Raw genomic sequence first — 23,698 nt, 5'->3', positions numbered from 1 at the left:
CCCGCCCGGGCCCGGGGGGGCCCCCGGGGGGGGGCCGGCGGGGGCGGGGGCAGGCCCTGCTCGCGGCCGCCGGAGGGTACGGCCCGACCGCCGGCGGCGGCGCCGATGCCCTGCGGGGTGCGGACGACGAAGCAGGGGCGCTCCAGATCGGCCAGGGCCTGGTAGATCCCGGCCGGGTCGGTGCTGGGGTACTGCTCGCCCTGCCAGAGCAGTGGTGTCTGGGGGTGGTTCATAGGGTTCCGTCTCCTCGGGCGGGCGGGTCAGGCGGTGGCGGACTGCGACCGGACCTCGACGGCCACACCGGTGAGCTCGTAGATCCGCAGGCCGGGCTTCCACAGGTCGGCGTCGGCGATCACGACGACCCGCCCGTCCTCGCGGCGCACCTCGCGGACGTGCACGTCGAAGCGGAGCTCCTCGTCGTGGCGCAGGATCTGGCCGCGGTACTTCCAGGCCATCTCGACGTCGGTGGCGGGCGCGAAGTGCGGGCGGTCCAGGCCGTCGGCGAGGCCCTGCTCCAGCACGTACAGCCGCAGGGCCTGGAGGACGGCCTCGACGCCGAGCGAGCCGGGCATGACCGGGTCGCGGTGGAAGTGGCAGTCGAAGTACCACTCGTCGGGCCGTACTTCACGGTGGCCGTGCAGGTAGCCGAGGCCGTGCCGGCCGCCGTCGGCGACCAGGTCGACCCGGTCGACGAGGTGGAAGTGGCCGCCCGGCAGGTGCAGCATGCCGCCCGACGGGTCGGTGAACACGTCGGCGTCGGCGGGGAGTTCGATGCGGCGGACCCGGTCGGCGGCGGGCTTCTCCTGCTCGATCCACGGGGCGAGGTACCGGCCCGCGTCCAGGCCCGCCTGGTTGGCGAGCGCCGCCTCGCTGAAGTACCCGAAGAGCGACTCGCCGACGTAGAACACCTCGCCGTCGGCGGAGAGTTCGTAGCTGAACTTCTGCAGCACCGCGCCGTGCACGGCGCTGGTCATCAGCAGCTTCGAGTGGTGGCGGACGGTCTTCCCGCGCAGGTCGAGGTCCTTGACGAGGGTGGCCTGCCCGTCGAGGTTGCGGATGGCGTACTCGGTGTCCGGCTGCTTGAGGGTGGCGCCCAGGTAGTAGCCGAGCAGGATCGCGGCCTGCAGCGAGGTCTCCATGTGCACGCAGTTCGGCATGTGCGGGTGCGCGTTCTGCGTGTAGTACCAGGCGTCGGCCGGGGAGTCGTACTCGGTGACCATCTCGGAGCCCGGGCCGAGGTCGCCGCGGGTGCCGGTGAGCGACATGATGCGGTCGACGAACTGGAAGTCCCCGTTGGGGATGTAGGGCGCCCGGTGGTCGTGGTAGACGTCGAACTCGGGGCCCATGGCCGTGCCCAGGTCGCCCTTGGCGGCGTGCGCGAGGTGCAGTTCGTTGATCATGGCGGGCTCGCCGGAGCGGTTGCGCCGGCCGAGGAAGGCCGGCACGCCGCCCTTCTCCGGACGGTACGGGGTGCCCTCCTTCTCCCGGATCTGGATGCCGAAGTTGCGCATCCGGATGACCGGCTTGTCGCCGAGGTACACCAGCACGTCGGCGATCACCGAGGGCCGCGGGAGGAGGGTCAGCTCCATCACCTCGATCTCGTACCGGATCTCCCGGTGCGCCGGGGTGATCTGGCCGCGCACCTGCACCTCGGTCTGCAGGCCGACGATGGTCTGGAAGCGGGCGTCGGGCAGCACCAGGTGCAGGCCCTGGTGCAGCAGGTACGTCTGCAGCGCCTGCACGGCGCCCTCGGCGACCATCGATCCGGCGAGCACCGGGTCGTCCGGGAAGTGGCACTCGAAGTACCAGGCGTCGGGCTGCAGCTGCTTGGTGGCGGTGAGCGCGCCGAGCCCCCGGGGGCCGCCGGTGCGGTCGATCCGCAGCTCGTCGATCATGCGCAGCCGGGCGTCCGGCAGGCGCAGTGCCGGGTTGAGGCCCGGGTCCTGCGCGTGCTCGGGGCCGAAGACCTCGCCGGGGCGGCCCTGGGCGAGGAGTTCGAGGTCGGCGGCGGTGAGGTGGTCCTTCGCCGTCCGCGCGAGCGGCTTGAACCACGTCTTCGTCAGGGCCTCGCGGGCGGCCCGCTCCTTCGCGGTGACGACGACGCCGAGCGGGGTGTCGAGCTCGGCCTGGCTGAAGAACCCCGCGGAGGCGTCCTTGAGTTCGAGGATCAGCTCGCCGTCGGCGTAGCAGAGGTAGCTGAAGAAGAAGAGCGTGGTGTCGCCCTGGGTGACGAACCGGTTGATGGAGATGTCGTAGCGCAGGGTCTGCCCGGCCCGCGGGAGGTCGCCGTGGAAGACCAGCGTGGAGTCGAGCAGCCGGTAGACCCGCTCGCCCTTGTTGCGGAAGTCGATGCCGAGGTAGCTGATCAGCAGCAGGTCGCACTGCCCGGCCTCGATGGCGACCGCCGGCGGCACCCCGCCGTCGACCGTGTACCAGGCGTCCTCGGGCACGTCGTACTCGGTGCGGATGAACGACGGCTTGTAGACACCGGTCTCGGCCCGCAGGTCGGTGACCCGGGTGACGAAGTGGTACGGCGGCGCGGGCAGCCGCACCCGCTTCGCGTAGCCGTCGATCTCGGCGAACGCCGGGCCGAAGACGTCGGCGAGGCGGCCGGTGGCGAAGGCCAGCAGGTCGGCCTCGTCCCAGATGACGCCCGGGCGCCCGGCCGGGACGGCCGGCCCGGACACCACCGGCGGCGCGGGCGGCAGGGCGGGCACGGCGGCGGGGGCCGGCACGGACGCGGCAGCGGGGGCCGGCCGGGGCGCGGCCTCGACGACCAGCGGCGGCTGCGGGGCCGGCGGGGCCACCGGCAGCACCTCGGCGGGCGGCGCCGCCAGCAGCGCCTCGGTCCGGGCGAGCGTGCTGTCCTGCAGCACCCGCTGGGTCTCCATCACCACCGAGTGGGTGGCCATGAGCTGCTCGCGCAGCTCCCGCACGAGGTCCTGCGGGCCGTACCCGCCGGGCACCGGGGCGGTGGGACGGGCCGCCGCGGGCACGGCAAGTGCAGCGCCGGGCACGGTAGGTGCGGCGGCGGGCGGCAGGGCGGGCGCCTGCGGGGGCCCGGCGGGGGCCGCCGGCTCGCTCCACGGCAGGAAGGAGATCGGCTCGCCGTCGAAGGCGATGACCTCGGGGTCGGCGAGGGTCGGGTCGGCGGGCATCAGGTCCTCCGGGGAGAGGGGGGCGGCGGATCCGGGAGGGGCGGGCGGCAGCGGACGCCGGTCCGCCGGCCCCCCTCCGCCGGAGTGGTGCACCGGGGCGGCGGCCGCGACGGCGGTGAGCACCGGCTCCGTCAGCTGCGCGGCCGACGCGGTGCCCGGCAGGCCGCCGGCCGCTGCGACGGGCCCGGCCTGGGCGGCTGCCGCGAGCAGGTCGGCGGTGCCGGCCGCGATCCGGCCGGGCACCGAGGCCCCGCCGCCGACCGGGAAGAGCATCCGCCGGCGGGCCGCCGGTGCCGGGGCGGGGCCGAGCAGCCCCGCGAGGTCGAGCGGCACGCCGTGCGCGACGAGCCGGGCGGCCAGCTGCGCCACCGACCGGGCCGCGGGAACACCGCGGCGGTCGACGGACACCGCGACGTGCGCGGCGTCGCCGAGCGTCTCGCGCACCCAGCGGGTGCAGGTGGCGCCCGGACCGACCTCGACGAAGTAGCGGAAGCCCCGGTCGTACGCCTCCCGGACGAGCCGCGGGAAGTCGATCGTGGAGCGCAGCGTGTGGGCGATCCGGCCGGCGATCTCGGCCCGGTCGGAGGTGCCGACCGGCCCGTAGTCGTAGGCGCTGAGCAGTTCCAGGCCGCCGGGTGAGCCGGTCTCGTGGTCGTTGAGCTCGGCGAGGCCGGCGAGTTCGCCGTCGACGACCGGGCAGTGCATGACGCCGTTGACGGGCGAGCGGGCCGCCGGGCGGCCCAGCTCCTCGATCAGGGCGCGGCACTGGGCCGGGTCGCCGGCGACGACGAGCTCGCCGGGCGTGTTGACGTGGGTGAGGAACACCCGGTCGTACCGGACGAGCGCGGCCCGGACGGACTCCGCGTCGGCCAGCAGCACGTGGCCCGCCCAGACCGCGGAGTCCGGGGTGTCCGCGGGCAGGTCCCACAGCTCGCGCACGGTCGTGCGGGCGCCGTTGAGGCGGTGCCGGAAGAGCGGGGTCCCGCTGATCCGGTCGTCGCGGCGGGCGGCCCGCTGCCAGCCGCCGGTGGCGAACAGCATGCTGGACTCGCCCAGGCTGTAGCCGAACGCGCCGTGCGCACGGACCCCGAGCAGGTCGCGCACCAGGTCGGTGTGGAGGATCGCGAACGTGGTGCCGGTGGCCAGCATGAACGGCAGGTCGTCGGCGAGTTCGGCCTCCAGCGCCATGAGGTCGCGGCGCCCCGGGGTGACCTGGGTGCGCGGGTGGAGCCGTGCCGCACGGAACGTCGCGTCCGGGTGCTCCACCTCGGCCTCGAAGCGCTCCAGCAGCCCGGGGAACGCCCGGAACAGGTCGCGGCCCAGCCCCGGGTACGAGTTGACCGCGCCCGGGTAGACCAGCGCCACCTTGGCGTCCGGGCCGATCGGCGCGGGCGTGAAGCAGCTGCCCGCCGGCGTCGCCCAGTCCTCGCCGCGCTCCCACGCGCCGGGCACGTCCTTGGCGGCGAGGGCGAGCTGACGGCCGAGCTCGTCGGCGTCGCGGCCCACCAGCACCACCCTCGGCACGCCGGTCGGCAGCACGGCGGCGGCCTCCCGGGCGAGCCCGTACGGGTCGGCGCCGTCGGCGAGGAGGCCGCGGTGCCGTTCGACGGCGGCGAGCAGCGCGGCCGGGTCGGCTGCGCCCAGGGCGAGCAGTGCGGGGCCGCCGGCGCGCTGCCAGTCGCGCTCCTCGCGGGCCCCCGCCGTGTGCGCGGCCGACACGACGAGCAGGCCGTGCGCGCCGCCGTCGCCGATGAACGAGACGGCCGCGCACCGGCGTCCGGTGCGCTCGGTGCGCAGCCAGGGCCGGGACGTGTCGGGCAGGTGGCAGCCGGTGGCGGCGAGCCGCTCCGCGTGCGCGGCGGACGGCCGCTGCCAGCCGGGCACGCCCGGCACGTAGCCGTGGTGCACGGCGAGGACGGCGCGCAGCAGCCCGGCCATCGCGGCGGCGCCCTGGGCGTCGCCGGTCTGCGCCGTGGCGCTGCCGAGGGCGGGGCCCGGCGTGCCGGCCGGGTGCAGGGCCGCGAGGGCGGCGAGCTCGGCGGTGTCGTGGGCGGCGGTGCCCGCGGCGTACGCCTCCAGGTAGCCGATGTCGGCGGCGGTGATCCCGGCGTCGGCGTGCGCCTGTGCGGCGGCCGCGGTGAGCGCGGCGGGGTCGGCCCCGGGCAGGGCGCCGTCGACGGCCTCGGCGTACCGCACGGCGACGGCGTCGAGCCGGGCGTACGCGGGACGGGTGCCCTCGCCGGACCGGGTCAGGACGACCGCCCCGGCGCCCTCGCCGATCCGCCATCCCTCGGTGCCGTCGCCGAAGGCGAGGCCGGGGCCGTCGGCGGGGGCGCCGTCGGCGGCGGTGCGGCGCAGCAGGTTCTCGGGCGAGCCGGCCAGGTCGACGGCGCCGACGAGGACGGCCTCGACGGTGTCGTCCAGGAGCAGCAGCCGGGCGGTCTCCAGGGCCTGGGCCGTGCCGGCGCCCTCGGCGGAGACGGTGAACGACGGCCCGGTGAGGTTCCACAGCGAGGAGATGCGGCTGGCCATGATGTTGCCGATGTAGCTGAGCACCTCGTTGGCGACGATCGGCTCGTGCACGCCGTCACGGGCGAGGGCGGTGAGCCGGGTGCGCTGCTCGTCCGTGAGGGTGGTGCCGGCGAGGAGTTCGCGGACGTACCCGCCGATGCGGTGGCGGGCGAGGTGGAGGTGCGCGGACGGCTCGATCTCCATGGCGACGACGACGCCGACCCGGCGGGCCGCGGGCGCGGACTGCCCGGGGGCGGGGTCGCGGCGGTAGCCGGCGTCGGTGAGGGCCTCGTCGGCGACCTTCGACATGAGGGCGTGCTGCAGGTTGTAGTTGCGCAGGTCGGCGGGCGGGATGCGCTGGTCGACGGGGTCGAGCCCGGCGGTGTCGACGAACGCGCCGACCGGCCGGGAGCCGGGGCCGATCCCGGCGTCGGCGAGGGCGCCCTCGGCGGTCTCCTCCAGGCCGCGCCAGCGGCGTTCGGGCAGCGGGCGGAAGGCGTCCAGGCCGTCGTGCAGGGCCCGCTCGTACGCGGTGACGGAGTCGAACGCGCCGAAGTGCGCGCCGAGGCCGACGATGTCGAGGGCGGGCAGGGCGGTGCGCGGGGCGCCGGTGCCGGCAGCCGCCGCAGGGTCGGCAGGGACGGCGGGGACGGCGTCGGAGAGCACCACGTGCGCATTGGTGCCGCCGAAGCCGAACGCCGAGACGGCGGCCCGGCGGGCCCCCGGGGCCGCGGGCCACTCCCGGCCGGTGCGGACGAGCGCGGCGGCGGCCGCCCCCTGCGGTCCGGCGACGGGCTCGGTCACACCGATCGTCGGCGGCAGGTGGCCGTGCTCCATCGCCAGCACCACCTTGAGCATGCTGCTCAGCCCGGCGACGGTCAGCAGGTGCCCGATGTTGCCCTTCACCGAGCCGAGCAGCGGCAGCGCGCCGTGCGGGCCGAAGAATTCGGCGACCGAGCCGGCCTCGGTGGTGTCGCCGATGGGGGTGCCGGTGGCGTGGCACTCCAGGTAGTCGACGTCGGCGGGCGAGACGCCGGCGGCGTCGTAGGCGAGCCGGTAGGCGCGGTGCTGCCCGGCCGCGTTGGGCACCAGGAGGTGCCGTCCGCCACCGTCGTTGGAGAGGCCGATGCCCTCGATGACGGCGTGGATGCGGTCGCCGTCGCGCTGGGCGTCGGCGAGCCGCCGGACGGCCAGCATGCCGGCGCCCTGGCCGGTGAGGATGCCCGCCGAGCGGGCGTCGAACGGCTGGCTGAAGCCGTTCTCCGGGTAGGCGTGCAGGTCGGAGAAGCTGAGGTGGATGAGTGTCGGGTCGGGGGCGCACACGCCGCCGGCGAGCACCAGGTCGGCCTGGCCGGTGGCGAGGTGGTCGCAGGCCAGCTTCAGCGCGTACAGCGCGGAGGAGCAGGCCGCGTCGAGCGCGTACCGCGGGCCGCCCAGGCCGAGGGCGGCGCCGACGATCCGGGCGGGGGCGCCGCTGACGTGCGCGTCGGCGGCGTCGCGGGCGGGGGCGGGCCGGTACGGCGGCACGGCCACGCCGCCGCGGCGCAGCCCGTCCGCGACGGCCTGCTCGATCAGCGGCAGGCTGATCCCGGCCGAACCCGGCGTCGGGAAGGAGTAGTTGCCCAGCACCAGGCCGGTGCGGGCGAGCAGTTCGGGCCGGTCGAGGTGGCCGGAGCTGCGCAGTGCCTCGCGGGCCACGTGCAGCGACCAGTGGAAGACCCGGTCCAGCCCGGCGAGCCGGTCGGCGGCCAGGCGGTAGCCGGTGGGGTCGAACGCGAAGTCGCGGACGAACCCGCCGCGGGTGCAGGTGATGCGGTGCTGCGGGTCGAGGTCACCGGGGTCGGCGGGAGGTCCGAAGACCTCCGGGCCGCCCTCGGTGCGGCTGTCGGTGCCGGTGCTGAGGTTGTGCCAGAACTGCTCCGGGGTCTCGGCGCCCGGGAACAGGCAGGAAAGGCCGACGACGGCGTACGTGCTCATGGAAGCTGTGGTCCCTCCGGTCTGCGGGGCGGTCCGGCCGGCCGTACGGTGACGGCCGGCCGGACCTGCCGGGTCGGGTGCGTCAGCTGCTGACGAACTTGGCGGCCAGCTGCGGCGTGGACACGAGGCTGACGCCGCTCAGCCGGGCGAGGACCCGTCCGCCGCGGCCGACCGCGGTGACGGTCAGGCTCGCCGAGGTGCCGTTCACCGCGGCGGGTTCGACCACGGCGAGGAACGTCTCGCCGTCGGCCGGCGCCTGGTGCAGCTCGGCCCGGGCGACCGAGAGCGGCAGGCTCGCCGTCGCACGGAAGAGCCGCATCCACACCAGGCCCGCCTGCAGCAGCAGGTCGGTGGCGCCGGGCCGGTAGAGCCGGCCCCCGTACGCGCCCGCGGCGGTGGGCGGTTCGGCGAGCGCGCACTCCAGCACGAGCCGGCTCTCGTCCTCGGCGAGGATGCGGCGCACGCCCTGCAGCGCGGCGCCGTGGAAGAGCGTGCCGTCGGTGTAGAGGCCGCTCGCGTCGCGGCCGCCGCCCGCGGCGGGCAGGCCCGCCAGCACCGGGTGGTTGAGCTCCGACGCCGGGTCGGCGCCCAGCACGACGGTCGCCGCGTAGTGCGGGCGGACGGTGCCGTCCGCGGCGACCGAGCGGATCACCACCTCCGTGGTGGCCCGGTCGCCGGCCGGGGTGGCCGCCAGCTGCAGCCGCTCGGGCCGGGTGTCGTCGAACAGCACGCCCTTGTGCACGGCGAAGTCGCGCACCTGGCGGACCGTTCCGCCGCCGAGGCGCTCCACCGCGCCGACCGCCCAGCCGAGCGCCAGCGCCGCGGGCAGCACCGGCACCCCGCCGATCACGTGGTCGGCGACGATCGGCTCGGCGGCGAGCGGCGCCACCTCGCGCTCCAGCACGGAGGCGGTCTGCGGCGCGGACGGCGTGCGCACCGACAGCGGCGTCGTCGGGCCGAGCACGGTGACCGTGTCGTGGCCCCGCCCGGCGGCGAACTGGCCGGTGAACAGCGCCGCCCCGGCCTCCACCGGGATCAGCGTGATGCCGCGCTCCTGGAAGACCGCCTTGATCTGCGGCGACACCATGCCGCTGTCCCACGCACCCCAGTTCAGCGAGGAGACCCGGGCCTGCGGGTGGCGCCGCTTGAACGAACCCGCCCAGGCGTTCAGCACCTCGTTGGCCATCGCGTAGTCCGACTGCCCCTGGTTGCCGAAGAACCCGGCCACCGACGAGAACAGCACCACGTGCCGCAGCCGCTCGGCCGGCAGCGCGTCGACCACCGCCCGCAGCCCGGCGAGCTTCGGCGCGAACACCCGCTCGACCTCCGACGCCCGCTTGTTGGCGATCAGCTGGTCCGCCAGCACCCCGGCCCCGTGCACCACACCGGTGACCCGGTCGGCGTACGGCGCGAGCGCGGCCGTCGTGGCCGCGGCGTCCGTGATGTCGACCGCCAGGTACTCGGCGGCGGACCCGGCCGCCCGCAGCTCCTCCAGCGTGCCCCGCACCTCCCGCTCGCCCACCACGGCCTGGTAGAGCTGCTCCACCCGCTTCGGGGTGGGCTTCTCGCCCGCGGCCCTGAGGTGTGCGACCGCCGCGGCCTTGAGCTCCGCCGTGCCGCTCACCCCGGCCGCCCAGGCCGGCTCGTCGCCGAGCGCCGTACGGCCGAGCAGCAGGAACCCGGGACGGTACGCGGCGGCCAGGCCGGCCACGCAGCGGGCGGTGATGCCCCGCCCGCCGCCGGTCACGACGATCAGGTCGTCGGGGCCGGGCTCCGGCACCGCCGTGTCCGTGGCGGCGGCGAGCCCGGTCGGTGCCTCGCCGAGGGTCAGGGCGACCCGGCGGCCGCCGTCCAGGCCCACCTGCACGGGCTCGGCGACCGCGTCGTGGATCTCCGTGAGCAGCAGGTCCGCGGCAGCCCGGTCGGTCACCGCGGGCGCCAGGTCGACGGCCCGGCAGAAGAGTTCGGGAGCCTCCACCGCGAGCGTCTTGACCAGCCCGCCGTAGCCGCCGGACGGCACGAGGTCCTCGGCCACACCCGTCAGGCCGAACACGCCGTCCAGCCGGGTGACGGTGACGAAACCGGCCCGCCCGGCGGCAGCCGCCCGGGTCAGCGGCTCCACCAGGTGCTTGGCGACCAGCAGCGCGGACGAGAGCCGGCGGACGCCGTCCGCCCAGTCCGTGTCGGTGCGCGTCGCGAAGGTGACGGCCAGGGCGAGCGGGCGGGCGAGGAACTGCTCGGCCCGCTCGGCGAGTTCGGTCACGCCCCAGCCGGTGAGCGCGAAGTCCTCGGTGCCGTCCACGGTGCGGGTGACGGACGGCAGGCGCAGCACCCGGACGTGCCAGCCACGCGCCAGCAGCCGCTCGGCGACCAGCGGCACCAGCGCGCCGCCGTCGTCCACCAGCAGGGCGCCGGACCCGGCCGGGTAGGCGTCCACCAGCGTGTCGGGGAGGGGGAGTTCGGCGAGCGCGGCCTGCGCCCGGCCGATCGCGCCGACGGGCGGCGCGGGCTCCGTCCGCGGCGCGGTGGCGGCGGCCGGTACGGCAGGGGTGGCAGGGATGGCGGCCGGCGCGGCGGCGGTCGCGGCGGGGGCCACCGGGGCAGCCGGGGCCGGACCGGCGACGGTGCCGGTCATGAAGTCCACGATCTGCCCGAGGGTACGCAGTTCACCCAACTGCTCCGGGCCGACCGGCACATCACTCGGGAACTGCTCCGACAGCACACCCAGGATCTCGACCCGCTTGATCGAATCGATCCCCAGATCCGCCTCCACGTCCATGCCCAGTTCGAGCATCTCCGCCGGATACCCCGTCTTCTGCGCCACCACCGCCAACAACGCGGCAGCCACCTGCTCCGCCGACACCACAACCGCAGCAACCGCAGCCGCAGCAACCGCAGCCGCAGCAACCGGAGCGGACGGAACCGACGGGGCAGCCACCGGAGCAGCCACCCCGACCATGAAGTCCACGATCTGCCCGAGCGTCCTCAGCTCACCCAACTGCTCAGGACCCACCGGCACATCACTCGGGAACTGCTCCGACAGCACACCCAGGATCTCGACCCGCTTGATCGAATCGATCCCCAGATCCGCCTCCACGTCCATGCCCAGTTCGAGCATCTCCGCCGGATACCCCGTCTTCTGCGCCACCACCGCCAACAACGCGGCAGCCACCTGCTCCGCCGACACCACAACCGCAGCAACCGCAGCGGACGGAGCGGACGGAACCGACGGGGCAGCCACCGGAGCAGCCACCCCGACCATGAAGTCCACGATCTGCCCGAGCGTCCTCAGCTCACCCAACTGCTCCGGACCCACCGGCACATCACTCGGGAACTGCTCCGACAGCACACCCAGGATCTCGACCCGCTTGATCGAATCGATCCCCAGATCCGCCTCCACGTCCATGCCCAGTTCGAGCATCTCCGCCGGATACCCCGTCTTCTGCGCCACCACCGCCAACAACGCAGCAGCCACCTGCTCCGCCGACACCACAACCGCAGCCGCAGCAACCGGAACGGACGGAGCCTGGACGGCAGGGGCCTGCACGGCAGGCGCGGGCACCGCGGGAGCGGGAGCGGCCGGAACCGGCGCGGCAGGCAGGGCCGGCAGCGGCGCGGCCTCGGCGATCGGCACGGGCGCCGGGGCGGCGGCGGGCGCGGCCGCGGCCGCAGGGGCGGGCGCGGCCAGGTACGCGGCCGGCGCCGACGGGGCGGGGCCGGAGCCACTGCCGCCGCCGAGCTCCAGCGAGGCGAGGTCGCGCAGGATCTCGTTGGCCCGCAGGTGGGTCCTGCCGATGGCGAGCCCGTGCTCCTTCACGGCGGTGACGCCGGCGAGCACGTCGTCGACCCGGCCCTGGCCGGCCGCGTTCTCCAGCAGCCCGGTGAGCCGCTGTGCGCTCTGCAGCTGGCCGTTCAGGTAGTCGTCGTGCAGGGCCAGGTGGTCGGCGATGAGTTCGGGCAGCCGGTCGGGGGCTGCACCGGCGGCGGGGTCGTGGTCCACGGGTTCGTTCTCCTGAACGGCGGGCCGGTAGGCCGGGACGGGTTCCACGGCGGTGGGCGCCGCAGGGACGGGTGCCGGCGCCTGCACGGGCACCGGCACGGGCAGCACGGGGGCGGTGGCGGGCACCGGCAGGGAGGCGGTGGCGGCGGGGACCAGCGCGGGCGGCGGCGTCGGGGCGGCCACCCGGTAGCCGTTCTCCAGCGCCTCCCGGTAGGCGGTCTTCCGCGCGTCGGAGACGTGGTTGATGCCGTTGAGCATGACCGTCATGCCCTTGCCGGCCTCGGCCGCCGGGGCGGCCGCCACGTAGCGGTCGGCGACCGCCAGCGGGAGTCCGAGGACGGCGAGCCGGGCGACGGCGCGCTTGAGGGCGAGGTCGGCGTCGGCGCCGGGGCCGCCGTCGAGGCGTACGGCGTGGTGCGGCCGGTCGCCGAGGATGCGCCCGACGAGCTGGGTGAGCACGCCCTTGGGGCCGAACTCGACGAACGTGCGGAACCCGGCCGCGTACATCTCCTCGACGCGGTCGGCGAAGTGCACCGGGTTGACGAGCTGCTCGGCGAGCAGGACGGCGTTGGCGGCCGGGTCGTCGCCGTACGCGGCGCCGGGGGTGTTGGCGTAGACGGGCTGCGCGGGCGGGCGGACCTCGATCCGGTCGACGGCGGTGCGGAAGGCCTCCACGGCGTGCCCGACGAACGGGGTGTGGAAGGCGGCCGACACCGGCAGGCGGCTGATCCGCAGGCCGGAGGTGCTCGCCGAGGCGACCAGGCGCTCGACGGCCCCGGTCGGCCCGCCGAGCACGGTCTGGTCGGCGGCGTTGCGGTTGCAGACCACCAGTTCCGGGTGCCGGGTGAGGAGTTCGGCGATCGTGGGCGCGTCGGCGGTGACGGCGGCCATGGCGCCGGCGTCGAAACCCGGGTCGGCGGGCGGCGCCATGGCGGCGCCGCGGGCGCGGGCGAGGGCGAAGTACGCGTCGTCGGTGAGGGCACCGGCGGCCCAGAGGGCGGTCAGTTCGCCGAAGCTGTGGCCGAGGTGGCCGTCGGCGGCGAAGCCGAGCTCGCGCAGGTACCGGTGCTGTCCGGCCGCGAGCGCGCCGATGGCGGGCTGCGCGTACTCGGTGCGGCGCAGCGACTCCTCCTGGGCCTGTCGGCCTTCGGTGGTGAACGCCGGTGCGGGGAAGGCGATGCGGGAGAGCGGCTCGGCGCCGTCGAACTCGCGGTTGGCGCGGTCGAAGGCGGCGCGCAGCGGGGGCAGGGCGAGGACCGCCCGGTGGCCGGGGTTGACGTACTGGCTGCCCTGGCCGGCGTAGAGGGCTCCGACCTTGCCGAGGTCGGCGGCGGTGCGGCGGTACCAGAGGCCGCGGGGGTGGGCCCAGTCGGCGGCGTCGGGCTCGGCGCGCAGTTCCTGGGCGGCGAGGGCGCGGAGGTCGGCGAGTTCGGCGTCGCCGCGGGCGGCGAGGGCGAGGCGGGCGTGCCCGGCGGGGGCCGGTCCGGTGGAGGCGGGTGCGCCGTCGGCGAGCAGGGTGGCGAGGGCGGCCGGGTCGGCGGCGTGCCAGAGGTGCACCCGGGCGACGGGGAACATCACCTGGAGGTCGTCGCCGTCGCCGTGCTCCTCCAGCACGAAGTGGAAGTTGGTGCCGCCGAAGCCGAACGAGGAGATCGCGGCGCGGCGTTCGGTGCGGCGCGGGTCCTTGATCCAGGGACGGCTCTCGGTGTTGACGTAGAACGGGCCGGTGGCGAAGTCGATGGCGGGGTTGGGCTCGTCGACGTTGATGGTGGGCGGCAGCACCTTGTGGTGGAGCGCGAGCGCGAGCTTGATCATGCCGGCGGCGCCGGCCGCGGCCTTGGTGTGCCCGATCTGCGACTTCACGCTGCCGACGGCGGCGTACTGCCGTTCGCCGGTCGTCTCGGCGACGACGGCGGCGAGCGCGGAGAGTTCGGTGGCGTCGCCGACGGCGGTGCCGGTGCCGTGCGCCTCGAAGAGTTCGACGCTGTCGGGGCTGCAGCGGGCGTCCTCGTACGCGCGGCGCAGGGCGACCATCTGGCCCTCCTTGCGCGGGGCGTAGATGGACTTGAAGCGGCCGTCGCTGGAGGAGCCGATGCCGCGGATGACGGCGTAGATGTCGTTGCCGTCGCGTTCGGCGTCGGCGAGGCGGCGGAGGGCGAACATGCCGATGCCCTCGCCGATGAGGGTGCCGTCGGCGTCCTTGTCGAACGGGCGGATCCGGCCGGCCTTGGAGAAGGCGGGGGTCTTGCTGAAGCAGAGGTACATGAAGATCGTGTTCTCGGCGTCGCAGCCGCCCGCGATCATCGTGTCGGCGCGGTGTTCGAGGAGTTCGCTGACGGCGGCCTTGGTGGCGGCGAGCGAGCTGGCGCAGGCGGCGTCGATCGTCATGTTGCTGCCGCCGAGGTCGAGCCGGTTGGCGATCCGGCCGGCGACGACGTTGCCGAGCATGCCGGGGAAGGAGTTCTCCTCCCAGGGGGCGAAGGCGAGTTTGAACTTCTCGGCGATCTCCTCGGCGTCGCGGTCGCTGAGGCCGCAGCTGCGGACGACCTCCTTGAGCACGGGGGTCTGGAGGCGCGCGGAGAGCGGCTGGGTGAGCTGGTTGGCGCCGGTGACGCCGAGGATGACGCCGGTGCGCCCGGCGTCGTACCAGGGCTGGTCCGCGCCCGCGTTGCGCAGCACGTCGCGGGCGACGACCAGGCTGAGCAGCTGGAGGACGTCGGTGACCTCCAGGGTGGTCGGCGGGAGGCCGAACTCCATGGGGTTGAAGGCGACGGGCGGGATGAACCCGCCGCGTCTGGCGTAGGTCTTGTCGGGCGCGGACGGGTCCGGGTCGTAGTGTTCCGCGACGTCCCAGTGGGTGCTCGGCACGTCCTCGATGCAGTCGGCGGCGGCCATCACGTTGCCCCAGAACTCCCGCAGGTCACGGGACTTGGGGAAGAGCGCGGAGAGGCCGACGATGGCGACGGGTTCGTCCGCGAGGCGGCGGCCGATCTCCGCGTCGGTCATGGGGCTGGTGGGCTTCGAGGTGTTCACGGCAGGGCTCTCTCGGTGTCGGAGGGCCGGGCCCCGGCCTGGGTTCGGGCGGCCGGGGCCCGTTGTGACGGGCCTGCGTCAGACCTTCGCTGCGTGGACCGGCTCCTCGGCCCCGGCCGGGCCGACCAGGTCTGCGATCACGGCGGCGGCGTCCGGTCGGCTGAGCATCGTGTAGTGGTCGCCGGGGCTCCGGCGGAGTTCCAGGCCGTGCGGGGCGAGCGGTCCCCAGCCGAGCGTCGGGTCGCCCGGGACGAGGCTGCGGTCGGCCGTCACGAGGACGAGCGGCACACCGGCGGGCCGCGGGGTGTAGGGCGCGGTCAGCCGGTTGTTGCGCAGGAGCCCGTCGACGTAGGTGTCGTAGAGCTTGCGCAGGCCGTGCGGCGAGGTGTCGGCGGGCAGCGCCCCGCTCGCGGCCGCCGCGTCGAGGACGAGGCGCAGGCCGTCCGCCACGTCGCAGCCGGCGAGGTGTTCGGCGGCGACGTCCACCGGGTGGCCCCGCTTCGCGCCGAGGTACATCGCGAACCAGCCGAGCAGCAGGGGCGGTTCGAGTGCGTCGTCGGGCTGCTGGTACTCCGCGGTGGGGGCGATGCTGTCGAGCAGGACGAGCCGGGGCGGGCGGAGGTCGGGCGGCTGGTGCTCGACCATGGCCTGGGCGACCACCCCGCCGAACGACCATCCGGCGAGGGTCCAGGGTCCGCCGTCGTGCTGCCGGGCGTGCTCGTCGGCGAGCCGCTCGGCGAGCGCCTCGACGGTGGTGCCCGCGCGGCCGCCGGTGAGGGCGGCCTCCCCGTAGGCGGGCAGTCCGGAGAGGTCGAGGACGGTCAGGCCGGCGCCGTCCGGGAGGGCGTCGGCCAGGGTGCGGTGGACTCCCACGGCCAGCGCGCCCGGGTGGACGAGGTAGACGGTGCCCCGGCCGGCGGCGGGCCGGGCCAGGTGGTGGACGAGCGCCGGGCCGGCGTCACGCCGAGGCCGCATGCGGATCCCCTGCCCGGGTGGCGGACTCCTCGGCGATGTACTCGGCGAGGTCCTTGATGCTGGGGTGGTACCAGAGCGTCGTGGTGCCGAGTTCGAAGCCGAGCCAGTTCTCCATCTCGCCGGCGAGGATGAGGGCCTCGGTCGAGTCGAGGTCGAGTTCGTCGAAGTACTGGTCCGGCGGCACGTCCTCGGCCGGCACTCCGAGCCGGTGGGCGATCTTCTCGATCAGCCACTGCTGAGCCTCAGCTGCGGTCACGACAGGCACGGTCGTTCCTTCCCTCGGTGCATTGGAATTCGTCCGGGCAGAACATTTCCGCGGCAGTCGCGGGCACGGCGGAACCGGAGCCGTACGGGCGGTGCAGCGGGCCCGAATCCCGGCCGGGACCGGCAGGGCCGGCGGCGGATTCGGGTGGGTGCACGATGGTGCGACGTGTCGGCGAGCAGCCGTCAGCAGTCCTGACCTGCAGGAATGATGAGGGCGTGACGGCTCGGCCGATCAGTGAACGGATGCAGGGATGACGGAACCGGTGGCGGGAACTCCGCACCTCCCGGTTCAGGACCGTACGCGAGTGCTAATCCGCCGTGCAACCGACTCCGGGTAAATCAACGCGCCCGCAACGCCAAAGAAATGTGCCGACCGGACGGATTTTTTTGCCACCGGAAGATATACCGGTAATTCACGAATACCCGCGACGGTGCTTCGAACACGTACGCGCCGTACCGCCGTTGGCATGCGCGCCGCTCCGGCGGCCGGCAGGGCTCCGGACGGCACATGGTTCAGCCTTCAACTGCCTCTTGCCGCGCGGTCCGCCCTCTGGTTATGGTCACGTCAGAGCACCTCGGGGGCGGACCCGACGGAGCTCCCCGACTCCTGCGCGACAAGGGAACGAAGGCCGGCGTGTCCACGCAGCAGCCCGCACCGCTCGCACCAGCAGACCACCCGTCACCTCGCGGCAGGTACGCGGAAGGGCGGCCCCGCCGTCCGGCGGAACCGCCCCTCGGAGCGTCGTCGCTCAGCCCAGCTGCACCACGGCGCGCGACATGCCGAGCACCTTCTGGCCGCCGGTGGTCGCCAGCAGGTCGACCCGCACCCGGCGTCCCTCCAGCAGCGCGGCCACCTTCGCCGACACCTCGACCACCGCACCGACGCCGTCGTTCGGCACCGGCACCGGCCTGGTGAAGCGCACCCCGTACTCGACCACCGCAGCCGGGTCGCCGACCCAGTCGGTGACCACCCGGATCGCCTCGGCCATGGTGAACATGCCGTGCGCGATGACGTCGGGCAGGCCGACCTCCAGCGCGAACTTCTCGTTCCAGTGGATCGGGTTGAAGTCGCCGGACGCGCCCGCGTACTGCACCAGGGTGGCGCGCGTCACGGGGAAGGACTGCGCCGGCAGCTCGGTGCCGACCTCGACCTCGTCGAAGCTGATCGCCATCGGTGTCACTCCCCCGCCTCGTCGGCCGCACGCGCGACCAGCGTCATGACCGACGTCACCACGTGCTCGCCGGTCTCGTCCTCGACCTCGCCGCGCACGGACAGCACGTCGTTGCCGGCCAGCGACTTGATGGAGTCGATGGTCACCGTGACGGACAGCCGGTCACCGGCACGGACCGGGCGGCTGTACGCGAACTTCTGGTCGCCGTGCACCACCCGGCTGTAGTCGAGGCCCAGCTCGGGGTCGGCGACGACCTGCCCGGCCGCGGCGTACGTCAGCACGAAGGGGAAGGTCGGCGGTGCGATGACGTCCGGGTGCCCGAGCTCCTTCGCGGCCTCGGGGTCGGTGTACGCCGGGTTGGCGTCGCCGACGGCCGCCGCGAACTCGCGGATCTTCTCCCGGCCGACCTCGTAGGGCGCGGTGGGCGGGTACGTCCGCCCGATGAAGGAGGGATCGAGCGGCATGGGCAACTCCTCTGATCGACCGTCAGGGTGCAGAAATGACTCCAGGCCGCGCCCCGAACGGGGAGCGGCCTGGAGTCGAGGCAAAGTCAGCGGGTTTCGCGGTGCGCCGTGTGAGAGTTGCAACGCGGGCAGTGCTTCTTCATCTCAAGACGGTCCGGGTCGTTACGCCGGTTCTTCTTGGTGATGTAGTTCCGCTCCTTGCACTCCACGCAGGCCAGCGTGATCTTCGGGCGGACGTCAGTGGCAGCCACGGGAGTGCCTTCCTGGGACAACGAATAAGAACACAGACAAGTGTAGCCGATCGGGAGTTCGAGACCCCCGATCGACTACGCGGGGTAGCGGTGACCGGACTTGAACCGGTGACACAGCGATTATGAGCCGCTTGCTCTACCAACTGAGCTACACCGCTTTGATGATCGGGCACCGCCGAGGCGGAACGCTCTCACCAGAGCCCCCATGCGGAATCGAACCGCAGACCTTCTCCTTACCATGGAGACGCTCTACCGACTGAGCTATAGGGGCGAACGAGGAAGAGATTACACGGTTCCGGGCCAGAGGTGAAATCCGTATCCGGCCCGGAAGATCGCAGGTCGGACGGCACGCACGGGCGCCCGGCCCGCATACGGCCGTTCGACACGGCCCGCGCCACGGGCGGCCCGACCGATACGACTTTCCCCGCCTGCGGGCGCCTCGCCCGCAGGCGTCCTAGGCTCGACCAGCAGTGATCTTCCGGCTCCCCCGGTGCCCCGCGGTGAGCCGCCCATGCCCCAGCGGGCAGCCGGACACGGAGGAGCGGGCCGATGACCGCGGACGACGGACCTGCCGACGGGCCGGCTTCCGGCCGCCCGCCCAACCCGCTCGGCCACGGGCCGGTCCTGCTGCTCGCCGGCGCCCGGCTGGCCGACGGCCGGGTCGTCGACGTCCGCATCAGCGGCGACCGCATCCAGGCGGTCGGCACCGCGGGCAGCCTCGGCCCGATCCAGGCCCTGCCCGGCGCCCCCGCCGTCACCACCGGCGCCCGCATCGACCTCGACGGCTACCTGCTGCTGCCGGCCCCGGCCGAGGCGCACGCCCACCACGACAGCGCCTTCTCCGCCGCCCACCCCGGCCCGCCGCAGGAGGGCCGCCCCGACCTCGTCCGCCGCGTCACCGAAGCCGCGCTCACCTCGCTCGGCTACGGCGCCACCGTGCAGCGCACCCACGTACGGATCGGCGACGTGCACGGCCTCGGCCGTCTGGAGGCGGTGCTCACCGCCCGCCAGGCGCTGCGCGGCCTGGCCGACCTCCAGACGGTGGCGATGCCCCGGCTGCTCACCGGCCGCGCCGGGGCGGACGGCCGCGCGCAGCTCCGCGAGGCGCTCAAGCTCGGCGCCACCGCGGCCGGCGGCTGCCCCGAGCTCGACCCCGACCCGGTCGGCTACGTCCAGGTGCTGCTGGAGGCCGCGCGCGAGGCCGACTGCCCGGTGGACCTCCACTGCTCGGGCGCCGACGCCGCCCGGCTCGCCCGGATGGCCGGCGTGCTGGCACCGCTGCGGCCGCGGGTGACGCTCGGCCCGTGCAACGGCCTCGCGCCCGGCTCCGCGGCGGCCCTCGCCACCGCGGGCATCCGGGTGGTCTGCCTGCCGCAGAACGGCGGCTGCACCGGCACCGACGGCCCCGCGGACGGCCTGCGGGTCTCCATGGTGCGGGAGTTGACGCAGGCCCGGGTGCCGCTCGCCGCAGGCAGCGGGGCCCTGCGCGACCTCGCCGTGCCGGTCGGCCGCGCCGACCCCCTGGAGGCCGCCTACCTGCTGGCCGCCTCCGGCGCGCTCAGCGTCCGGGCGGCGTACGACGCCGTCTCCCACGAAGCACGGATCGGCCTCGGCCTGCCGCCGGTACGGGTCGACGCCGGGTTCCCCGCTGAACTGCTCGCGGTACGCGGCGACAGCCTCGCCGGAGCCCTGGCCGGCGGTCACAGCCGGCTCGTGGTGCACTGCGGCCGGGTCGTCAGCCGCACCAGCGCGGTCCGCGAGTTCGCCGACACCGTGGTGCTCGCGCTGCCGCGGCAGACCAACCCCGGCTGCTGACGGCGGCGCCGCCCACCGGAGCCACCGGCCAGGGCCGGGGTGGAGCGGGGCCGGGGCGGGGCGGGGCCGGCGCCCCGGCGTCACGTCAGCTGTCCTCCGGCGGGCCGATCCGCCCGTGGTCCCCGTGGAGGACGGGCTCGCCGCGGCGGACGGACCCGGGCGCCCGCCGGGAGGGCCGGTACGCCCGTCCGGAGGACGTGAGCTGCCACGGCACGCTGATCACCATGACGCCGGGGGTGAAGAGCAGCCGGCTCTTCAGCCACAGCGCCGACTGGTTGTGCAGCAGCTGCTCCCACCAGTGCCCCACCACGTACTCGGGGATGAACACCGCGACGGCTTCGCGCGGCGAGGTCCGCCGGCGCTCCCGCACGTACGCCACCACCGGCTTGGTGATCTCCCGGTAGGGCGACTCCAGCACCTTGAGCGGGATGGGCACGTCGAACTCCAGCCACTGCGCCCGCAGATCGGCGACGGCGTCCTCCTCGACGGCGACGGTGACCGCCTCCAGGGCGTCCGGGTGGAACGCCTCGGCGTAGCCCAGCGCCCGCAGGGTCGCCTTGTGCAGCTTCGACACCAGCACGATGCCGTGCACCCGCGACGGGCGGACCGACTCGGCCCGCGGGTCGGTCACCGCCAGCTCCGCGGCGACCGCGTCGTAGTGCCGGCGGATCCCGCGCATCATCAGCCACAGCAGGACCGCGGCGACCACGGCCAGCCACGCCCCCTGGGTGAACTTCGTGATCAGCACGATCACCAGCACCAGGGCCGTCGTGACCGCGCCCACGGCGTTGATCACCCGGGACCTCCTCGCGGCCGCCCGCACCGTGCTGCCGGGCCCGCGGCGCAGCACCCCGTTCCAGTGCCGCACCATGCCGATCTGCGACAGCGTGAAGGAGGTGAACACGCCCAGGATGTAGAGGTGGATGAGGCTGGTGACGTTGGCGTCGTACAGCCACAGCAGCCCGCCGGCCACGACCGCGAGAGCCAGGATGCCGTTCGAGAAGGCGAGCCGGTCGCCGCGGCTGTGCAGCTGCGCCGGCAGGTAGCGGTGCTGGGCGAGGATCGACGCCAGCAGCGGGAAGCCGTTGAAGGCGGTGTTCGCGGCGAGGATCAGCACCAGGGCGGTGACGGTCTGGATGCCGTAGAAGAGCACGCTGTGGTAGCCGCCGAAGACGGCCGCGGCGAGCTGCGCGACGACGGTCGGCTGCACGTAGCCGGCGCAGTCCGTCGGAAGCCCCGTCAGCTGGCAGGCGTCGTCGACGTAGTGCACGTCGGAGGTGAGCGCCAGGGCCGTGATGCCGCTGAACATCACCACCGCCGTCACGCCCATCACCGCCAGGGTGGTGGCCGCGTTCCTCGACTTCGGCCGCCGGAACGCCGGGACGCCGTTGGAGATCGCCTCCACACCGGTCAGCGCCGTGCAGCCGGACGCGAACGCCCGCAGGCCCAGCATGAGCAGGCCCAGCCCGGCGAGCGTGTCCCGGCCGTCCTCCGGCACGATGCCGTACGCGGCGCTGGACGCCTGCGGCCCGTCGCCGAACGCCAGCCTGATCAGGCCGGTGCCGACCATCAGCACGATCCCGCCGATGAAGAGGTAGGTCGGCACGGCGAAGGCCGTACCCGACTCCCGGACCCCGCGCAGGTTCATCGCCGTGAGCAGTGCCACGAAGCCCAGCGCCAGCGGCACCCGGTAGTCGGCCAGCCCGTCGACGGCGGAGATGATGTTGTCGACGCCGGACGCCACCGACACCGCCACCGTCATCACGTAGTCGACCAGCAGCGAGGCGGCGACGACCAGCCCGGCCCGGTCCCCCAGGTTGGTGGAGACCACCTCGTACGAGCCGCCCCCGCTCGGATAGGCGTGCACCACCTGCCGGTACGACATCACCACCACGGCCATCAGCACGACCACGCCCAGCGCGATCCACGGCGTGAGGTAGAGGAAGGCGGTGCCGCCGACCGTCAGCACCAGCAGGATCTCCTGGGTCGCGTACGCGACCGACGAGAGCGGGTCGGAGGCGAAGATCGGCAGCGCGAGCCGCTTGGGCAGCAGCGTGCCGCCCAGCTCCTCGCTCCGCATGGCCCGGCCGATGACGAGGCGCTTCAGCGCCTGGGGCAGGTTGAACACAGGCCGAGCGTAGGCCGCGCACGGGCCACCGCCGTGAGCCGTCACGGAGTGTCGCGGGCTACGCTCCCGCCCTCCCCGCCCGGGTGCCGGCCACCGGCCGACCCTCCGGGGAACGCGGAAGGCCCCGATCCGTGAGGATCGGGGCCTTCCGTTCATCCTGTGGCTGGTGCAGGGTTCGAACCTGCGTAGCTTGCGCGGCAGATTTACAGGCCGCGCAGCGAATCGCTCTGACCTGCACATTCATCCCGACAAAGGCGTGCCATCCCACAGGTGCCCCATGGTGAACCGGGTAGATGCTCGAACACTTGCGGGTGTTTCAGTGATCCCCGTCAGGCCGGACAGGGCCGATGGACTGTCCGGGGCGTTGTCCGGTCCATCCTCCCAGCTCAGAGCCTATGCCCGGACAGCCGGACAGCCCGGACAGCAGTCCACAGGCACCAACTGTCCGGCCTGCCGACCCACCTCAGCCAGGGCACCCAAATGATCCGCGAGCCCGCCACGAGGCTCGCACAGCCTTCCCCACCTTGCAGGGTGCTACCCGTTCCGCCAGAGCAGCCCCGTAGGCCCCTCGCGGCCCCCTCTGGCAGCTGTCGGTCCAGGTTGAACCGAATACCTGAAGTGGCCTGCCGGATACCTCTACGCTCCGTCACAAAGCCTGCGGAACAGGCAATATCAACCCGATGGGAGACGGGATGAGTACGAGATCGTTCAGCTGGTGGAGCAGGCCGGCCCCTACCTAACCGCCGCGGTGAGTGCATACGGCGGGGCCGTACTGGCACGGGCGGAAGGTGCCGCCGCGGACTCCACCGCCAACCTCGGCCGCCGCATCCTCCAGACCGTCTGGCGCCGCCGCACCGAGCCCGAACAGGCCGCGCTAGAAGCCGCGGTCTAGGACGCCCCCGAGAACACCAACGACGCGAACGCAGCCGCCGCACTGTGGCAGCAGATCATGCGAGCCCTGCGGGAGACACCGGCCTGCGGAAGGAACTCGCCGACCTCCTGCCGGTACCCTCGGCCGGAAGCGTGACGATCACCGCATCCGACGAGCGGTCTATCGCTGCACACGCCATCGGCACCGCCATCACCGGTGACCACGCGCAGATCACCCAGCCTGCAACTGGCTCCGAGGCGAGTGAGTGAGTACTGAGGCATCCGGCGAGCGGTCCATCGCAGCGCAGAACATCACCGCCGCCATCACCGGCGACAGGCCAGCCATTGTCCTGTCCCCAGGACGCCCAGGCGCCACCCAGCCTGAGCAACATCGCCCACCCGCCCCTACCCGCCATCTCCCTGCACGAGGCGGCCCTCGCCCAGTGCGAGCAGGCTCTCGGCGACCTCGGTGTACTGCCAGCCCTAGCTGCGTAGCCGCGGCGGCCAGTCTCCGTAACCGCAGTTCAGCCCTGGGGCCGCGTCATGAAAACGAGCGGGCTAGCCTCAACATTCCTATGCTGAGCGCATGAGCTTTTACAACATACGTACCAATTTCGCCGCCCATCATCCAACAATCTACTCACTCGTAAACAAGAAGAAGTGGATAGGGTGGCTATCGCTGCTCGTGGCGTTTTGCTTGCTATTTTGGATGGTTGCATATCTGGCCAACATTCATTGGGCCTTAGATATATTAATGGGTTTTCGAAGCCCATTTGATCGAAAGGAAGACCCGCCCCTTGACGGCTGGACTATCGCGCCCGCCGAGGCACTGGCAATAGTCGGATGGTTCGCGTTGCCAATCTTGGCTGGCGCCGCAATCGGCGTAGTGCTCAGCTTTTATGTTGATAACCTATTCATGCGCCAACCGGAGCTTGGGCAGATGCATCGATCATTGAACCCTTCTCATCCTGAGCGCCAGGCGATCTCGATGGTGTGAACGGCGGCGACGGTACGGCTGATGCGGTTGGTGCTGCAGCGGGCCTTGCGGAAGATCTGCCACTGCTTGAGCCGGGCGAAGGC

At 73.8% G+C, this 23,698-nt stretch carries 11 protein-coding genes, 2 tRNA genes and 1 pseudogene; 3 read left to right on the top strand and 11 right to left on the bottom strand.

The genetic code is table 11. The features are described from left to right. The 10 genes and pseudogenes from SNE206_RS09705 to SNE206_RS09660 all read right to left on the bottom strand — a co-directional run. Positions 1–233 (bottom strand): annotated as a pseudogene (locus SNE206_RS09705) (2-nitropropane dioxygenase); the annotation flags it as partial. Between the two features lie 27 nt (positions 234–260). Beyond that, positions 261–7,646: a beta-ketoacyl synthase N-terminal-like domain-containing protein gene (locus SNE206_RS09700; protein ID WP_407912967.1), complete on the bottom strand. Its 7,386-nt coding sequence runs from the start codon at positions 7,644–7,646 to the stop codon at positions 261–263. 82 nt (positions 7,647–7,728) lie between these two features. Continuing rightward, entirely contained in the window at positions 7,729–14,679 is a 6,951-nt protein-coding gene (locus tag SNE206_RS09695; RefSeq protein WP_407912966.1) for an SDR family NAD(P)-dependent oxidoreductase, read from the bottom strand. A gap of 78 nt (positions 14,680–14,757) precedes the next feature. After that, positions 14,758–15,654, bottom strand: coding sequence for a thioesterase domain-containing protein (locus tag SNE206_RS09690; protein WP_407912965.1), 897 nt, complete (start codon positions 15,652–15,654; stop codon positions 14,758–14,760). Then, a complete protein-coding gene (locus tag SNE206_RS09685) occupies positions 15,638–15,910 on the bottom strand; it encodes an acyl carrier protein (RefSeq protein WP_345706322.1) in 273 nt (90 codons plus the stop codon). The genes SNE206_RS09690 and SNE206_RS09685 overlap by 17 nt, the downstream gene beginning before the upstream one ends. Positions 15,911–16,667: 757 nt before the next feature. Next, entirely contained in the window at positions 16,668–17,090 is a 423-nt protein-coding gene (locus SNE206_RS09680) for a MaoC family dehydratase (RefSeq protein ID WP_407912964.1), read from the bottom strand. Between the two features lie 5 nt (positions 17,091–17,095). Then, positions 17,096–17,554, bottom strand: coding sequence for a MaoC family dehydratase N-terminal domain-containing protein (locus SNE206_RS09675; protein WP_407912963.1), 459 nt, complete (start codon positions 17,552–17,554; stop codon positions 17,096–17,098). 86 nt (positions 17,555–17,640) lie between these two features. Further along, positions 17,641–17,805, bottom strand: coding sequence for a 50S ribosomal protein L33 (rpmG, locus tag SNE206_RS09670; RefSeq protein WP_006604855.1), 165 nt, complete (start codon positions 17,803–17,805; stop codon positions 17,641–17,643). 85 nt (positions 17,806–17,890) lie between these two features. Next, positions 17,891–17,963, bottom strand: a tRNA-Met gene (locus tag SNE206_RS09665). Positions 17,964–18,003: 40 nt separating this feature from the next. Continuing rightward, a tRNA-Thr gene (locus SNE206_RS09660) sits at positions 18,004–18,076 on the bottom strand. A 278-nt stretch (positions 18,077–18,354) separates the two neighbouring features. Between SNE206_RS09660 and SNE206_RS09655 the strand changes: the two genes are divergently transcribed. Continuing rightward, positions 18,355–19,620: a hydrolase gene (locus SNE206_RS09655; RefSeq protein WP_407912962.1), complete on the top strand. Its 1,266-nt coding sequence runs from the start codon at positions 18,355–18,357 to the stop codon at positions 19,618–19,620. Between the two features lie 85 nt (positions 19,621–19,705). Here the strand turns inward: SNE206_RS09655 and SNE206_RS09650 are convergent, their stop codons facing one another. Beyond that, on the bottom strand, positions 19,706–21,700 hold the full coding sequence (locus tag SNE206_RS09650) for an APC family permease (protein ID WP_407912968.1): 1,995 nt from the start codon (positions 21,698–21,700) through the stop codon (positions 19,706–19,708). 763 nt (positions 21,701–22,463) lie between these two features. Between SNE206_RS09650 and SNE206_RS09645 the strand changes: the two genes are divergently transcribed. Continuing rightward, positions 22,464–22,640 carry a hypothetical protein gene (locus SNE206_RS09645; protein ID WP_407912961.1) on the top strand — a complete coding sequence of 59 codons (177 nt, stop codon included), beginning with the start codon at positions 22,464–22,466 and terminating at the stop codon, positions 22,638–22,640. Positions 22,641–23,204: 564 nt separating this feature from the next. Beyond that, positions 23,205–23,615: a hypothetical protein gene (locus tag SNE206_RS09640; protein ID WP_407912960.1), complete on the top strand. Its 411-nt coding sequence runs from the start codon at positions 23,205–23,207 to the stop codon at positions 23,613–23,615. The last annotated feature ends 83 nt before the right edge of the window (positions 23,616–23,698 follow it).

The sequence above is a fragment of the Kitasatospora sp. NE20-6 genome, assembly GCF_045862635.1.
This window is presented reverse-complemented; position numbering and strand designations above follow the sequence as displayed.

Bases quoted from the DNA above. Each gene is read 5' to 3' on its own strand.
- SNE206_RS09700 (WP_407912967.1), bottom strand. From the start codon at position 7,646: ATGAGCACGTACGCCGTCGTCGGCCTTTCCTGCCTGTTCCCGGGCGCC.
- SNE206_RS09690 (WP_407912965.1), bottom strand. From the start codon at position 15,654: ATGCGGCCTCGGCGTGACGCCGGCCCGGCGCTCGTCCACCACCTGGCC.
- SNE206_RS09680 (WP_407912964.1), bottom strand. From the start codon at position 17,090: ATGGCGATCAGCTTCGACGAGGTCGAGGTCGGCACCGAGCTGCCGGCG.
- SNE206_RS09675 (WP_407912963.1), bottom strand. From the start codon at position 17,554: ATGCCGCTCGATCCCTCCTTCATCGGGCGGACGTACCCGCCCACCGCG.
- SNE206_RS09655 (WP_407912962.1), top strand. From the start codon at position 18,355: ATGACCGCGGACGACGGACCTGCCGACGGGCCGGCTTCCGGCCGCCCG.
- SNE206_RS09650 (WP_407912968.1), bottom strand. From the start codon at position 21,700: ATGCGGAGCGAGGAGCTGGGCGGCACGCTGCTGCCCAAGCGGCTCGCG.
- SNE206_RS09640 (WP_407912960.1), top strand. From the start codon at position 23,205: ATGAGCTTTTACAACATACGTACCAATTTCGCCGCCCATCATCCAACA.